At 36.9% G+C, this 16473-nt stretch carries 7 protein-coding genes, 1 tRNA gene and 2 pseudogenes; 4 read left to right on the top strand and 6 right to left on the bottom strand.

The window, feature by feature from the left end; all coding sequences use genetic code 11:
• Positions 1-584: 584 nt before the first annotated feature.
• From ABD915_RS05490 to ABD915_RS05480, 3 genes are all read right to left on the bottom strand, one after another.
• Entirely contained in the window at positions 585-1412 is an 828-nt protein-coding gene (locus ABD915_RS05490; RefSeq protein ID WP_345116278.1) for a hypothetical protein, read from the bottom strand.
• Positions 1413-2051: 639 nt separating this feature from the next.
• A complete protein-coding gene (locus ABD915_RS05485; RefSeq protein ID WP_345116276.1) occupies positions 2052-3140 on the bottom strand; it encodes a TIGR04086 family membrane protein in 1089 nt (362 codons plus the stop codon).
• 1094 nt (positions 3141-4234) lie between these two features.
• The gene (locus ABD915_RS05480; protein WP_345116273.1) at positions 4235-4366 is read right to left on the bottom strand and encodes a phage tail assembly protein; all 132 of its coding nucleotides are present in this window, start codon (positions 4364-4366) and stop codon (positions 4235-4237) included.
• Positions 4367-5235: 869 nt separating this feature from the next.
• Here ABD915_RS05480 and ABD915_RS05475 point away from each other — a divergent pair.
• Both ABD915_RS05475 and ABD915_RS05470 read left to right on the top strand, forming a co-directional pair.
• The gene (locus ABD915_RS05475) at positions 5236-6432 is read left to right on the top strand and encodes a multidrug effflux MFS transporter (RefSeq protein WP_345116270.1); all 1197 of its coding nucleotides are present in this window, start codon (positions 5236-5238) and stop codon (positions 6430-6432) included.
• A gap of 583 nt (positions 6433-7015) precedes the next feature.
• Positions 7016-9196 (top strand): annotated as a pseudogene (locus ABD915_RS05470) (isocitrate/isopropylmalate family dehydrogenase).
• Positions 9197-9398: 202 nt separating this feature from the next.
• On the opposite strand, the pseudogene ABD915_RS10280 reads toward ABD915_RS05470, so the two are convergent.
• Both ABD915_RS10280 and ABD915_RS05455 read right to left on the bottom strand, forming a co-directional pair.
• Positions 9399-9825: pseudogene (locus tag ABD915_RS10280) on the bottom strand (type ISP restriction/modification enzyme); the annotation flags it as partial.
• 414 nt (positions 9826-10239) lie between these two features.
• Entirely contained in the window at positions 10240-11475 is a 1236-nt protein-coding gene (locus ABD915_RS05455) for an MFS transporter (protein WP_345116266.1), read from the bottom strand.
• Positions 11476-12583: 1108 nt separating this feature from the next.
• On the opposite strand from ABD915_RS05455, the gene ABD915_RS05450 reads away from it, so the two are divergent.
• The gene (locus tag ABD915_RS05450) at positions 12584-13528 is read left to right on the top strand and encodes an N-acetylmuramoyl-L-alanine amidase (RefSeq protein ID WP_345116264.1); all 945 of its coding nucleotides are present in this window, start codon (positions 12584-12586) and stop codon (positions 13526-13528) included.
• Between the two features lie 929 nt (positions 13529-14457).
• Here the strand turns inward: ABD915_RS05450 and ABD915_RS05445 are convergent.
• Complete coding sequence (locus tag ABD915_RS05445; protein WP_345116262.1) at positions 14458-15678, bottom strand: porin; 1221 nt, start codon at positions 15676-15678, stop codon at positions 14458-14460.
• Positions 15679-15985: 307 nt separating this feature from the next.
• Here ABD915_RS05445 and ABD915_RS05440 point away from each other — a divergent pair.
• A tRNA-Ser gene (locus ABD915_RS05440) sits at positions 15986-16076 on the top strand.
• Positions 16077-16473 lie beyond the last annotated feature (397 nt).

Below are 16473 nucleotides of genomic sequence, written 5' to 3'. Positions count from 1 at the left end.
GGATGATCGCTAAGAAGAGGTGAAAATAAGAATGCTCAAGAAAGTGGAGGAGAATGAATGAGAGTCCAAATAAAACAAAGGATAATATGTGAGGCGTTTTGGAATTTTCTTTACATGCCCATTTTGAGACAGACATGCGGATGCTTTCTCTTGTAAAACAGATAGAAGCCTGCTTGCTTATCCAAAACCTCGTGCTTGTCCAAAGAGGTCCCTCTCGGTTGTCAAAACCTCTTTTCTCTACAGAGAACTCTTCCTCTAGAAAACGCATTTTAAAAAATTTGTCTGCACCATAAATCTTGAAAAAAATGTTAGAAAAAAAACATCGTGATAGGAGGCAACTGCAAGAATGTTTTTAATCCATTCTTCTATTCCCTGTAATTTCAGACTGTTTTTCTCTGAAGGCAAAGCTATCGTAAATTCTTTAAAGTGGCGGTGCTTTTATAGCAGAAAGCCATACTGCTCAATTCTTCAAAAACAATACTTCTTCACTCAAACTTCCCTCTACATCACTTTTATAGGCGTTGTGGATTTCTGGATATTGGAGATTTATAGAAGTTGCTTTTATATGAGCAGTTCTTTTGTTTCTAGTAAGGGAACCCATTGCAGAGTTGCAGGTGGGCACAGAGTGATTTCATTTTCAATTTCAGAAATCTCAATAAGGGGGGGCGACCGACGCATAAACGTGAACTTGTATCGCAAATTAATTGAGAAACCAGCATATGGCGTTTTAAGGTACCATTTGCGATGGTGGAGTTTAGTGCGGAGTGTTGAAAAGCATTATCAGGGTTTAAATTTGCTCTTCCTGATGCGCGGATATCATGTCGCGTTCGATCATCGAGATGGAGTAAATGCGCGACATAATTTCTATGGTGTTGTGCATCGTGTGCTGTTTCCCAAAAAGCGATATTGAGATTTACAGCAACCTTTTCTCTCGTTTCGGCAACATGGAAAGCGTTATGGGGAAAGTAGGCAACACGGTCTGTACGGTTTTGCAGCGCAATTGCTGTTGATTTATGCTCCTCGTATTCAGGATATTTTAGCTCTTTGTCTTTTGGTGTGTTGGGAAGGTCTGTTCGTGTGTTGGGCCATGCAAACATTGTTTTACCAACCTGTAGAGTAAAACCAAAATTATGAGCGTGATCTACATGAACTCCAACATGAGTAGAAGAATATCGGCCAATGAAGCAGTCAATATCCACGCGTCCACCAGGTCTAAAACCTAAACAATGTGCTAATTGATCTGCAAATTGTTTTGCCGCATCCCACAGAACATGGGTTGCAGCGTATAACCCATAATACATGACCGCCCATTCTTGCCCTTTGGCATATTGGTCAACGCGGGCAGTATAGCCTTCTATAGTCCTATCCGTATCTAAAACAAGAAAATTTGGAAGAGGATGTGGACTCCGCACTCCATTAACCACTGTACTACTTCGGATTTAGGATTAAGAGCTAAGAGTTTGTGTGGATTTTTTGCGTATTGTTTTAGAGTATCTAAAATATCCTTTTCATGGAAAGGGATGTTTGAAAGTGATAGCTTAGCTGCTTGCTTAGTCCATACTTGTTGAGAAAAGTCTTCAGAAAACAATTTAAATAATATTGGTTAAATATGCTTAATTTTTTAGCTGAATGTGTTGGGTATATGTGCAGATTCGTATCAAGTATACGTTATTGAATTTCTTGCAAATTATCGATATCAAGATCGTTATTACAAACTTAGATAGTTTCGGCGCTAAGCGTATTTAGAAACGGTTAACATTGGTGCAATTTTGTTAGCAGCTAATTCAGTAATGTTTTCTCCTTCATTAAGTGAAATATTCATATATTTCCCCCTTATAGTTGATAAAAAAACAATGATAACCAAAATAAAAAGATTAGCAATTTTTTCATCTTAGCATGGATTTTATTTTTGTCAAAAGCAACATTAATAGCAAAGAGCATTTTAAATAAGAAGGTTGAGCTTTAAAGTGATCAAGAAGAATTTACAAAAAAAGCTGTACACTCTGTACAGCTTTTTGTTGTTGGTTTTATATTTTCTGAGCTACAAGTTTTTAAAACTTGAAAGAGTCTTTACGGCTTCTGTAACCATAGTAACCACAAACACTGGAAACAATGGCACCAAGCAGGCCTCCCAAAAATCCCCACCATCCAATGCTGGATGCTGTTTTAACAGCTTTATCCGTAATGTGACGGGCATCTTTTGTTGTCATGTCTAGCTTTTTAGACAGTGTTTCAGCTTGTTGCTCAAGGGCTTTAATTGCCTGAGCAGTTTTTTCTTCTGCTGTCTGATAAACTTGGATCGCATGGTTCGCTGTTGTTTGTGCATCAGTGCGTGTCATGCCATTGTTCATAAGGTTGTTTATGATGTCGCTGCGATCAAACTGTGCAGTAATGGCTTGCACACGATCGGATAGATGATCACTCAGATTTTTCAGATAGGTGCGATAGTGAGAAGGATCATTTTTAAAAGCCGTTATTGTCGAACTGATCTCTTTAAGAGCCTCCTGGTAAGATTGCTTCAAGCGGTCGATATTGAGAGCAGGAATCTCGCTTTTATTGAAAAGAGCATGCAATTCGTTGCCTAGTTTGTCAAAATCAACCTTATTACCGCTTTTTTCTTGCAAAAAGTTTTCAAAGCTTTCACTGTTTAATTTTGAGAGAAGGGGAATGACATTTTCTTCTAGTTTGGACATGGTTTGTTGTGTGGTAGAACCGTTGTTTAAAACAGCCTTAGCCCCTATATGCGCTGCGCTTGAAATCATCAAGATGGTTTGAAGCGTTATCATGAGTGTTAACAGAGCCCAAGTGAGAAAGCCATGAAGTGCTCCTGAGGATTCTGCAAAACGGCCAGCAACAAAGCTTCCTAATGCAAGGCTGATCAGCGTAATGATAAGAGAGCCAATGCCAAAGGAGAGGAAAGAGCCTTCAAAAGGGGTTGAAGAGGTGAAATTCATTTGGCTTAAGCCTAAAGCCGCAACCAAAAAAGAGAGGCAGATTGATGTGGCGAGTGCCGTTACCAATCCGGCAAAGATTGCGGACCATGAAATGGGTGTGTAAAAGAGTGGATACTGTTCTTCTAGTGAGGTTTCTCCTAGAAAATGTGTATCGAATGATGTTTCTCCTGGAATACGGGTTTCCATGTGTTTATCTCCTTGAATAATGCTGGAGATAAAATGCATCTTTAGCAATTATGTTCCAAAAGTGAATGGATATGCGCTAAAAAGGACAGAAAACATCGAAAACAAGATGCTGGTCATTCTTTACAAAATCTTCTCACATGATTCCAATTTAGAGCTGAGATACCAGTTCATCGAGAATTTTAGTTTATGGAGAGACAAACGGTTTATGGGGAAGAAAGGAATGGATATCTTTGCTCCTTCTGTACTGCAATGTCTAAAAGATTGAATGCTGTTGTGAAGTTTCATCTTGCCCTCTCGCTTAGTAAGCTCTCTTAATGTCTCTCTTTCAAGTAATATCCCTGCTACTGCTTGAGAGAAATTTTATAAACACTTCATAATTGATTATGTTTGAAGGTAACTGGAGTGGTTATTTCATTTTTTGTAAACATAGCACGTCTGCTAAAATTTTAGATTTTCTATACTGCACTTATAATTAAAAGGAATGCTTCGATTAATCAAAATAAACATCAACAGTATTCAATTCAAAAAGCGATGAGAGATAAAAAAAGAAGGAAGAAACATCAGTATTCTCAGCGTTTTTCCTTCTTCTACTGCTCTGTGTCAAAACAATGCTAGAAAAACTTTCTAAGTTCTTTGAATAAAAATTCCCAAAACCAGAGAGGAAAGTTCAAAAGTTTTGAGACAATGTCCAAAAGTTTTAAAGCTATCTCTGAAGGTTGTTTTCTGGTTTTGTATGCAGGTTTTTTATGCGATGAAAGAGCACGTTGATTTGAGAGATAAATTTGGTTTGATAGACTATCTTGTACTAAGAAACTGCATTTTGTAAAGGTTACTTGTGCGTTTTTTAGATTTACTGTCGGTAAAAATACATTCATCCATTATGCTTTTTATGGGTGCATTTACTTTGTTTATAAAATTTTTGAGATGTTCAGAAAATTGAGTTTCTAAGGATAGGATTTTGGGGGATAGGATTTTTATGCTTGCGTTCATTTTTTCTAGCATTCTATCCAGCTTTTTTTAATACTTCTTTTATTAAAGGTCCATAAATATCTTTAATGTTTAGAAAATCACGAATATCAAGTTTCCTGATGGTATTAGTGGCTCCCCCCTGAAAGACATGCGATCATTTCGATTGATTGCTCAACACCTTCTTTTCTCTGTATTGCTTTTAAGTCTTTAAATTTCGGGCGGCGTAAGGTAATTTCGGTGTATGTTTTTCCTTCCATTTAAATAGGTACAAGTAATTGGTAGGTGGATAGTTCTGTTATATTCATTAATAGCTCCTTTTCTTCGCTTTCTAAATGAGATGCAGAATGATTCATCAAATTTTCATTATATCATATTTGTCAATAGCTTAGGCAATGAAATTTGTGATGGTTATGGAGAATGAGTATCTAACAAAATGGGTAAGATGGATTTAGATTTTAGGAGGATGCAGGAGCACAATTTACTTTATGATATAGTTGAAATGGGTTAGAATTCTTTGCGCAGTTATTTATTTTGATAAAGACTTCTCCATGAGCTTATTATTATATGCTGTATTGTTACAATCATATTTGCGTAGATGGCTTTTAGGAGGGGGAGTTCGTAGCTGCTTTTTTCTTTGAGTCTGTAAATCAATTCTGATAAAAGATGTCGTCGAGAGAGTGACGTTATTTTCATAAGAAGAGGTATTGTTGCGGAGCGTCTTTGTTTATAATATCAATGAAAAAAGCCTGAAAAATGTAAGGCAACATGAATACAATCAAAAGCGCTATTTTCGGATTGATCAATATAACTTTGAAGGGGAGTTTTGATCTTTTAGATTCTTTATTGCGTAGAGTTTTAAAATTGCGATTTGCGATGCTTTAAAGTTAATTCATAGAGTGAAGCAGTAAGTGCTTATTTACGTGTTGAGTGTGTGTGCAGATCATACATTATGGCATTTTATGCATCAACAAGATGAATTTGCTCAAATAAAGTAAAAGCATCAAAGTTTTTTATTATATTCCCTGTGTATAACTTTAAAATAGATTTATATTTATAAATATAAATTATTATTTTGCTATACAAATAAAAATAAATATTTTTTAATTTAAGAAATGTGTCTTTCCTGATGAAACATAAATATACATTACCATTTATTATACTTATCGTATGTTTATCAACAGGAGGATTAATTTCTACCGATATTTTTCTTCCTGCCCTTGAAGATATGCGTCAGTATTACCAAGTTACGGAATCCAAGATCCAGAGTGCGGTGGCGATTTTTCTCTTTGCTCTGGCTATCGGGCAGCTCGTCTATGGACCACTTAGTGATAATTTCGGGCGTAAAAAAACACTTTTGTTTGGTCTGTTTTTGTGGCTCTTTACCACACTTGGTGTAATTTACACGGCTAATATCCAAACTTTTCTTGCGTTACGCTTTTTTCAAGGTCTTGGAGCTTGTGCCGGTATTGTTTTAAGCCGTGCTATTATCAATGATTTATTTGATAAAAAAGCAGCAGGAAAGCTTTACTTGGTTGTTTTTCCCTTTATTGGGATGTCACCAGCACTTGCGCCGTTAGTTGGAGGGCTATTGGTACAGGTTTTCCATTGGCATGCGACTTTTATCTTTTTAGGTCTTTTTATACTCTTGACCATTTTGTTGTGTTGTTTTGTGCTTACGGAAACCCTGCCGCCTCAAAAACGACAGCGTTTTTCTCTTAAGGGATTTCTTAAGGGGAGTTTGGGTGTCATCAAAAACAAACAATTTATCTTTTACGCGCTTATTCCGTGTTTTTCTTACGCGACTTATTTTGCTTATATTGTAGAATCTCCTTTTTTGCTCACAACTTTGGGGTTGTCGCCTGTCTATATTGGTTATAGCTACATCGGTGTTTCACTCCCCTATATTATAGGAAATCTCGTGGCGCGGTGGTTTTTTAAACGAGAGTCGATGGAAAGAACTGTATGGCGGGGATATATTATTTTTGTTATCGGGGGGATATTATTTGCTCTGCAAATGTATGTAAGCCCATGGCCACTTGTGACGAGTTTTGTGGCTATTGCTGTTCTTACTTTTGGTAATGGTTTTTTATTACCATTAGGAACGGCGTTGGCTATTTCATCACATCCACAAGCTGCTGGGGCTGCATCTGGTATGATGGGAGCTTTACAATTAGGAAGTGCTGCGCTGAGTGCTGCGGTTATTGGAAGGATATCTGGGCATAATCCACGCGTTATGGCTACTTTATTGGCTGCGTGCTGTCTGATAGGGTTTATAATCTATATTCGAAAAGCGTATTATTTTATGACCTCGGAAATGAGCTAAATAGCAGCGGTCATGCTCAATAATAAAATCAAAGGGTTAAACGATAAAAAGAGGGGCTTAAATATTTTATACTATTTTGTGTGATGGGGGTGGGATATTTTTTCTACCAAACTCTATAACTAGATGACTTAAAATTTGTTTTTTTATTCGGGGTAAATATATGGTCCGCTATCGTAAAGACTTTATTGAAGTCATTTGTCTGGAAGAAATAGGTTCTCGTTTGGTATCGTGTTCGTTGTTACGCAAGCCTTTTTTGATGCTAAGCTCGTTGTAGGTGTATCAGGTTGTTCATGCACATCTTTACCCATTAGAGATGTATGAGAAGAAAAGAATATGGCAATTGAATATATGCAAGGGAGGCTTTTTTCCCTATTGGAAATGAATGTGGGGAGAGGGATTATCAAGTACATTAGAAATTTTTTAGCTTTGGTGGGGAAAAGTCATAACTTGCAACCGTAGATAATCAAACGAGAAGTCATTTTATAAATCATGAATATAAGATCATCTCTAGTGCTGGTATGCGTTTGTGGGAGGATAATCCTGTTATGATGAATGCAATTCTTGCTGAATGGATGAGTGGATTATGAAAAAGAAAATTCTTGTATTACCTGGTGATGGCGTGGGTCCAGAGGTTTGTGATGCTGCGCTGATGGTTTTAGAGCAATTCCAATTGCCGATTGAATTAACTTATGGCGATATTGGTTGGGAATGTTGGAAACAGGAAGGAGATCCTGTTCCTCAAGCGACTTGGCAAAAAATCACTGAGAGTGACGCCATTTTACTTGGTGCTGTGACCAGTAAAGGAAAAGAAGCTGCTTTAAAAGAGCTTGCACCGCATTTAAAAGAGAAAAAACTTGCCTATGTGTCGCCGGTACTTCAACTTCGCCAAAAGTTAGGTCTGTTTGCGAATATATGCCCTATCAGATACATCTTGGGTCCCAGAAAGCCTTTTCATTTTTGTGTTATCAGAGAAAATAGCGAGGGGCTCTACGCAGGGCTGGATTTTCGCGGTATATCTTCTGAGAAAGCGGCATGGTTAAAACATCCCAATTTAGAAAAGTATGGTCTTTAGGAGGCAGCGTGGACAGTCCGTTTGCAGACACGCTTTGGTTTAGAGCGGCTATTTGAATATGCTTTTTCTTATGCACGGGAACATGGTTTGAGGCGGGTTACTTTTGCCGATAAGCCAAATGTTATGCGGGAGAGTGGTCAATTTGCTCAGGAAATTTTTGAGAAAGTTGCGCAAAATTATCCAGAAATCGAAGCAGACATTCACAATGTTGATGCGGTTGCTTTGTGGATTGCAACGAAGCCAGAGCAATTTGGTGTAATTGTTGCTGAAAACATGTTTGGCGATATTCTCTCTAACTTTGCCGCTGGAGTGATGGGAGGATTGGGACTTGCACCTAGTGCTCATGTGGGAAGCAAGATTGCTTATTTCGAGCCTGTTCATGGCAGTGCACCACGCATTGCTGGACAGAATAAAGCAAATCCTTCTGCCATGCTTTATACCACTGCTTTACTTTTAGACCATTTAGGTTTTAAAGATGCAGCACAACAATTGTCTGAGAGTGTTGATCAGGTTATTCGTGCTGGAAAAACGATCACCTATGATTTAGGGGGGGGGGAAGCCTCTACACGTCAAATGGCTGAAGCTGTTCTCAATTCTCTTGTGAATCCTGTCTCTGTTTGTCGTGCCGCAATTATTACGATTGGTGATGAACTCCTTTCAGGACAATATTTGAATACGAATTTGCAGGATTTGAGTCAAAGCTTGAACAAGAGAAATATTCAAGTCACACGTCATTTTGTTTGCGCCGATCAATTACAGCAAATATGTGAGACGGTGATTGCTTGTCTTGGGCAAGAAGATCTTATCATTATCAGTGGAGGATTAGGACCAACATCGGATGACAAAACACGTGATGCAATTGCCAAAGCTGTGCAGCAGCCTTTGGTTCATCATGAAGCTGTTTGGCAAACGATAAAAGGTCAATTGCAGCGATTAGGTATCGCTCCAGATAGCAGTAATGCGCGTCAAGCCTTATTTCCTGAAACAGCAAAAGTGCTTGATAATCCCACAGGTACAGCACCTGGTTTTTATCTCTCTTGTTGTGAAAGTTCCCTTGTTGTTTTGCCTGGTCCCCCTACGCAAGCACTTGCGCTTTTAGAAGATTATTTAGAACATGGTGAGAAGAAGTATTCTCCTGTATCGCGCGCTCAATACGCGTGGACTTTGATTGGAATTGATGAAAGTAGCATTGCGCATTGGGTGGATAATCATCTCGCCGATGAACCATTCGAACGGCATTTTTTATGGAAAAGTCCTTATGTTCTTGTGCAACTGGTTGGTCAGTCGCCAGCGCCATTGGCACAGCATTTAATCGAACAATTTGAAAATCATTTTCACCCCTACTTGGTTGGAGCAGAAATTACCACGGCTGGTGAACAGTTGGCAATGCACGCAGAAGTTCATTGGTCTGCCAATGATCCACAGCTTTTAAAATATTTTCAACCAATAGAAAAAGCTACAAAAGATATTCCACTGCTTGAGGTTGAGGTTAGCTTATCACCTTCTGTCGAGACATTAGAAAATCAGGAAGAAAGTCTTGGACATGCTACCATGACTATACGGATGAAAGGCTATGGTGATGATCATATTTCTTTTCCCTATACGCGCCCCCTTTTAGGCGTGGTCTTACGGGAATATGCGGCTTGGTCTGTTTTAAAAAGATATTTAAAAACGGAAAGTGACATTCAATAATATCTTATGAGATTTATGCAAAAATACGCAAAAAATTTTTCTCTGGATCATCTTTCTCTTTTAAAATTTTAAAGACGTGAAAAAAGAAAAATAATATTCCCATCGCTTGATTTTGAGAGGGGAATCTATGGGATGTGTTGATTCAAAGAGATATCTCATCTTGGTCCCAAAGCCTATCCTTTAGTCGTGTCCCTGAATGACAAACTCCATCATTGAAGATACGGTTACAATAAAGCCATTGTCGTGTAAAAGGATGATACGAACTTTGCGTGAGGCATGCCTCTTCAAATTCAAAAACCTTTCCTCTTATTGGTTCTTGCTTAACATTATAACTCCAACTTATCTTTTTTTACGTCTGAATTGACAAAATTATCTACCGCACTTGCAGGTGTTTTTCGATCAGCATGTGGATAGGTATCGTTAAAACGTTTTACTTCGCTATTATAAAAAGCAATCATATTATGCATATTTTTTGCGAAAATCTTACGGCTAGAATTATATGCCTAGGCATCAAGATTGGTTACGGATACCACAGGAGAATGTTTCAAAGAGATTTTATCATGACCTTTCTTGTCACATAAGGCTAAAAATGCTTTAAAACTGTTATAACGTTGCCCAAGCTCCGCCCCCCAATGTTGCACGATAGCCTTTTGCATTAAGACGTTTCATAAGAGGTATTTCTACCCCTTTCTTTATAGCTTTTTACCCACACATTAGCTCCGCTTGTGATGTGCAAGGGGATGGTTTTGATTGATTCATCATAAAATAAGCAGATTTGAAATGAGAGAATTACACGATATTTGGGAGTCTCATTTAAGTTGCAAAACGAAAATTTATCTTTATAAATCAATACGTTGCTTTATGTTGGCAAAGGTTCCCATTACTTCGTTACTTTTGGAGACAAAGCAACTGTTGTAACTGGCAAATTAACACCACTCTACGTAAAATCATTAAAAAACAGTTAGGAATATAAGTATTTTTGTTCCAAATATAGTTAACTAACCGTCTTAGAAAAAAGAAACGGCATGTAGATATCAAATATATCAATGATCGTCATCTACTGTCGTGTTAAGGGATATGATATCTTTATTTTTCTTAATTTTTATAACTCCAATCATTCCAGTGGAAATAATTAATGCAGACATCGCTAAAAAAGAGCTCATTAATCCCACGAGTGCAAAAAGTCCAGCAATAAAGCCAGACATTGCTTCAGCAGAGTTCGCTAAAGTTGAAAAGGTTCCAAAACTCTTACCAATATCTTCACGACGAGAATATAATTGAATAGCTGAGACTAAACTAATATCCACAAATGCACCAATAAATCCTAAAACAAATGCTAACACGAGAAGGAGTTTTAAATAAAGCTCTGCAGCTAAGGGCATAACAAACAGAATACCCCCATAGAGAAGCCAAAAGACCATGAGCTTCAACGAGGTAATATGGCATATCATTTTACTATAAAACAAACCACCGACAATAGTTCCAACAGCAATGAGAGAAAAAACATAACTCACAAGGCTTTCCTCTCCCCCTATCGAGAGAACAAAAGCTGGAATTAAAAATCTTAAAATTGCCCCCGTAAAGAGAATAGCAGACGCCGAGCCAACGAGCGTAATAAATAAATGCTTATTTTCTGTAGAAAGAGATTTAAGATAGGAAGCTGTTTCTCGATAAATTTGGATAAAATTGAATGACTTATTCTCACTGGAATTGAAATTCACGAGATTAAATAACAAGAGAATAGAGATGAAATAGGTAAAAAAATCAAAAATGAGGACTGCCGATTTATTTGCGAACAAAAGCAAGAGCGAACAAACCAAAGGGCCAATGACGGATGCCGTTTCGTCTATAATCTGTGCAAGGCTATTTGCCTTTGTCAGTTCATTGATTGAAAATATTCTGGGAATAGCAGCTTGAAAACTTGGCTGAAAAAGACTTCGTCCTACCGTTGTACATATTGCTGCCAAAACAAGCACAAGAATATGTGCGCTCCCTGTTATGTAAGTGATAAAAACAAATAATGAGGCGAATAATCTCACCAATTCACTTAAGATCATATTTTTCTTCAAAGAGAAATGATCAGCTAACCAACCTCCGATAGGACCAAAAAAGAGAAAAGGGATAAAGCGAAAAAAATACACAAGCCCTGTAAAAAAGAAGTTCTCTGTTAATTCTAAGACAAGTAAAACAAAAACAACTTCATAAGCATAATCACCAACTTTAGAAATAAACAGAGAGAAAAAAAGAGATAATGGACTCTTTTTTAAAAATAAATTCATATCAAGTATCCGATATTCAACTTTTCTACATTTAAAGTTACACAACCTTTAATAAAATTGCTGATATAAACTTTAAAGCAAGCCTATATTTTACTAAATCGCTTAATAAGTTAATAGAAAAAGTTTAAAGAAATACTCATCATGATATAACGCAAGATCCATTAGGTACCGTTACCTTTACGTTTATAAAGCTACAAGTCAACCGTTATTATATTTATCAGTTTCCAATATTGCGCACCCCTTGTATTAAGACGATTGATGAGGGGCGTATTTAGTTTTTTCGCAAACGATTTTATCCATACGTCGATCCCTCTTTTGACCTCTGGTTAAACAGTTTTTGCTTATTGAATGTAAGGGATTGAGATAGCAGATCTTACTGTATTTAGGATCCATATTTGATGTGCCAATAGTGAATGATCTTTATAAATTAATCCATTGATTGAAAGATACAGAGGGGGGTGAAAAAGTTAAGGGAAATAGAATTCTTTATTGGAAAACAAGAAAGAATCTCCATCGCTTTTGTTATGCCCAAGAAAGAGCTCTTAAATTCCATAGAAAAATATGCCTAGGAAAGATTAATTGTACATGCGATTAATCAACTTTTTGTCAAGAAATTGCCATAAAGTTTTTTAAGGGTCATTTTATGGATAGGCTAAGGAGTTCGTGATGCAATTGGATGCGCTTGGCCATTCGTAATGGAGACTTCAAATTGTAACTATACGTTATTTCAGATTGATAACACAAAGAGCTTTGTTATGTGCATGGTGTATATAAATATTCAATGCGTGATTTTGTGAGGATTTTGTTTCTTACACTAATGGTTTTCTGGACATTATATTGAGAAAGCAAATGGTTAAAAAAGATTGATAATATTTCTGTAATCGTTTTATTGATTATATTGGATAGATTTTGAGATTTTCTTTATTTTTGCTAATAGTTTCTTTTTATAAATATTTTCTTTTTTTTATAAATACTAATAAATTATTATATAGATAGTAATATATATTACAAATAACTATTCTCAAATGGTGCTAAGGCTCGTTTTGAATACGATCTGTTGTAATGCGTGATGGTACAAGTGAATTAGACAAAAAGAAAGGATTTTTCTATGTATCATATTGATTATAATAGCTATCGTTCTGTCAAAAGCTTTAATCGGCGCGTTCGTTTTCTTGTAATGCATTATACCTCTATTGACTTTAAAAGTTCGATCGAAGCTCTTACTGGGCTTAAGGTCAGCGCTCACTATCTTGTACCTGATCCTTCAGAAAAAACGTATATTGAAGCGGGGTTTAATGATATGCGTATTTTTAATCTCGTTGATGAAAACGAACGTGCATGGCATGCTGGTATTAGTTCATGGGCTGGGCGTAATAATCTGAATGATACATCGATTGGAATTGAAATAGTAAATTTAGCAACCGGACATACAGATTGTTTTGAAGAAACGTATATTGACGCCGGATTTAAGGATATGCGTGGTTTTAATCCGATGGATAAAGATGAGCGTGCACAACATGTTGGTGCTCGCTTACTGTCTGAGGATCGTGATTTGAATAACAAAGCTGTTGAGCTTGGGACTGTTGATTTAGCTCCCTGTGATAATGAGGAGTTTACATTCCCTCCCTATAATCCGATACAGATTGATGCGGTTAAACAGCTTGCGTTGAATATTCTCCAACGTTATCCAGATATTATGCCAACCGATGTCGTTGGACACAGTGATATTGCCATTGGGCGAAAAAGTGATCCAGGGGCAGCTTTCCCATGGAAAGAACTTTATGAAGCCGGTATCGGGGCATGGTATGATGATGAATTGAAAGAGCACTACCAGAAGCAGTTTTGTAAGAGTTTGCCAGACAAAGCAGATATTTTAGCTAAATTAAAACAATATGGATACGATACCTTGGCTGCATGTACGAAATGTGGATACAAGAATTTAATCCGAGCATTTCAGCTTCATTTTCGTCAAGAAAATTATGATGGAATTCTCGATGTTGAAACAGCAGCGATTATCTATGCATTGGTAGATAAGTATTTTCCATCGCGTTAATTTAATACGTCTTTTCGATATGTGTCATTACCACAGTATATATTTTCTTTTGTTCACAGTGTTTTGTCTTTCTCTGAAGATTGGTTTTTGTGTGAAAGAAAGAAACTTACTCGTGGTGTGAAAGCAGGATTGCATGCGAAGGAATTAATGGGAACAGGTGAAAAAGCAGCGGAGCTTGTAGAAGCGTGGACTTTAAGATCCTGTTTCTCTATCGTGTCGTCGCACATCTTGTTTGAAAGATACGTAAAGCTAAGGCGTTGTGTACACTAGAAGAGGATATTTTGCCCAAGAGTGCGTGAAGAAGAAGAGACGCATGAGAGGTAATTTATCTCCAAAATATTCGATGTAAAAAGCACAATTATTCGTTTTACACTTATGTTTTGCAAGCAAAATTCCACAATTATTGAAAGAAGAGAATCGGTAAAACATACGCATTTTGAAAAAATATAGAGGTACAATGCTGTTATAATTTTTAAAATATGTATTGCTGTTGTTGAGGAAATGTTTTTGATATATTCAAAAACCAATTAAATCTACAAAGAATTCCGTTTATTCATTTTAGGTAGTATCACTTTCATTGAAAGCATTTCTACAATTTATTGGCTGTCAATTTGAAGATGTATCAGGCTTTTTTGATTGCTTTCAAGAATTTATGCACAATTTTAATAACAGATACCCTTGATGATCGAAATTTGCATTATTTAATTTAAACCGTGTGAATAAAGCTTGTAAGGCGTTCCTATGAGCACTCATCTTATTTTAAGTTTCTTGAAATATTTTTGTAAAATAAGCAGTTTTTTATCAGAGATGGTGAAAAATAAATATCAAGAGATATTGTTATGATGATTATAGAGGGCTTCAAAAAACCAAAAACTGGCAACATGTGTTGCCAGTTTTTAAGAGTATATTCACAGTGTAATCCAAGAGGATTAGAATGAGCGTTGGAAGCGGATCATACCTTGAAAAGCACTTTTTCCATGTAGAGCATGCGTATGCGCGGTATCATTGTCTACACCTTTTAAAGTGCGATCATCGTTCCAAGAAACATAAGTCAATTCAGGTGTAATCACGAAGCCTGGAACCAGCGTGTATGCAATATTCACAGAAGTTGCAAAGGTTTTTACAGCGCTGTAAGAAATTTGAGCGTTAAAATCTGCTTTTGGAGTGAGTTTGTAAGTTGCACCAGCCCAAGCAGCCCATTTTCCTCCCCAGTTTGCATAGATCGTTGTGTTCCGTCGTGATAGAACATTGTCTTCATCTTTTGTGTAGTAATCAATACTGTTTTTATAGCCAGCCATTACCCAAAGGTTTAAACGATCGTTGACATTGAAATCTACACGTACCTTACCAGCCCATTTTTTATAATAAGCATCGTAAGCTGCAACTGTTGAAAAACCACCCCATTTTTGCATAAATTTCATACCGAAAACTATATTGGGGGTGTATTTTTTTATTCCTTTACTTGGAAGACTATCACTAGGGACGACAGCAATTTTATCATCTTTATCAATGTAGTAGTATGTGCCAACTTCTTCAGAAGAAGGATCGATGAAAGTAGCATCAGCATTGCCTACTTCCGCTCCGATAATGGCAGAAAAGCCACTGTCGCCACTAAAGGTGTAAGAAATAAAATTAGTGCGTGTAACACCTGCTGGTGCTATGCTGTCATCATTGAGAACGTTGCCATAGCCACCTGTCCAGCTATTGAAAATTGTATCATCAAGACCTACACGAAAACCACCAAGTTCAATGTAAGCGGCTGCGAGTGTTGCACCAGCGGTGTCTTTACCACCGCTCCAATTCGAGTAGATACGCGCATAGGAACGAAGTGTTCCCAATTCTGTTTCAGAAGCAGCTTGAAAAACAAGGGTTAACCGTGATGATGCACCATAGGTTTTTCTTTTGTTAGCAAATTCGGCATTGGTCGTTGCATCAACGTTATCACCACCTATAAAGTCAGCACGAACACTTCCAGACAAACGCATGCATGTTTCTGTTCCAGGGATATAGAAATATCCTTTACCATACGCATCACAAACGCGAACATATTCTACAGGCTCTGGTTCTGCAATAACTGTTGAAGCTGCTTGCGCGCTAGAAATTGCTGCAAAAGCTGCTGTAGAGCTTAAAAAGAGGGACTTTATATTCATAGTGGATCTCCAATGAAAGGTAGTTAATCTCGTTACGGAATATTATTTTTAACTAATTTAGAGTTAAAATAAAAATATAAGGTAATTATGCTTCTAGCTATAATGATCTTTTTTAGATATACAAATATGAAATTGCCTTTTTGAAGGGTGTTCATGTGCTATTCAAGGCGATGTTGTAAAAAAGTCACGATTTTCTATTCGTTAACTTTTGTCTGATGGAATAATAAATAAAAGAAAAATTTATATATTTTTGAAAAAAAGCGAAAATGTCTTGAACTTTCTGTTGAGACCGTTTATGCACCCTCTTGGAGAGGTGGCCGAGTGGTCGAAGGCGCTCCCCTGCTAAGGGAGTAGGGCTCAAAAGGCTCTCGAGAGTTCGAATCTCTTCCTCTCCGCCATATATCAATGAAATCAATAAGCTAGTTTGTAAATTTTGAGTCCTTTGATTCTCTTAATTTATTTTTTACCTATTCCGAATCTTTTTGTAGCTTTATTATCACTTCGAGAACGGACTCTCTTAAAATCTGTATTTTTGCTATAGAGCGATGCTGTACTGTCTTTAGTTCACTCAAAAAGCGCTTTTATTTGTAAAATCGTCGTTCCTGCATTGCTGCATGCATTATTGTTACTACTGATTTTAAATTTCCACCGCATGACACACTCCAGAAAACAGGGGACTAAAATCTTTCTTTGGTGTGTTTATTTCTGCTTTCCTCGCAAATGAACGTTTCGTTTCTAATAGGATCAATTTTAAAGGATTTCTGCTCGTTCGAGAAAAATTGGAAGAAAAATATC

Origin of the sequence: Bartonella jaculi, from assembly GCF_039543045.1 — a bacterium.
Taxonomy (GTDB): Bacteria; Pseudomonadota; Alphaproteobacteria; order Rhizobiales; family Rhizobiaceae; genus Bartonella; species Bartonella jaculi.
Note: the sequence above shows the minus strand (reverse complement) of the source record. Positions and strands in the feature narration are given on the sequence as shown.

Bases quoted from the DNA above. Each gene is read 5' to 3' on its own strand.
- ABD915_RS05485 (WP_345116276.1), bottom strand. From the start codon at position 3,140: ATGGAAACCCGTATTCCAGGAGAAACATCATTCGATACACATTTTCTA.
- ABD915_RS05480 (WP_345116273.1), bottom strand. From the start codon at position 4,366: ATGGAAGGAAAAACATACACCGAAATTACCTTACGCCGCCCGAAATTT.
- ABD915_RS05475 (WP_345116270.1), top strand. From the start codon at position 5,236: ATGAAACATAAATATACATTACCATTTATTATACTTATCGTATGTTTA.
- ABD915_RS05455 (WP_345116266.1), bottom strand. From the start codon at position 11,475: ATGAATTTATTTTTAAAAAAGAGTCCATTATCTCTTTTTTTCTCTCTG.
- ABD915_RS05450 (WP_345116264.1), top strand. From the start codon at position 12,584: ATGTATCATATTGATTATAATAGCTATCGTTCTGTCAAAAGCTTTAAT.
- ABD915_RS05445 (WP_345116262.1), bottom strand. From the start codon at position 15,678: ATGAATATAAAGTCCCTCTTTTTAAGCTCTACAGCAGCTTTTGCAGCA.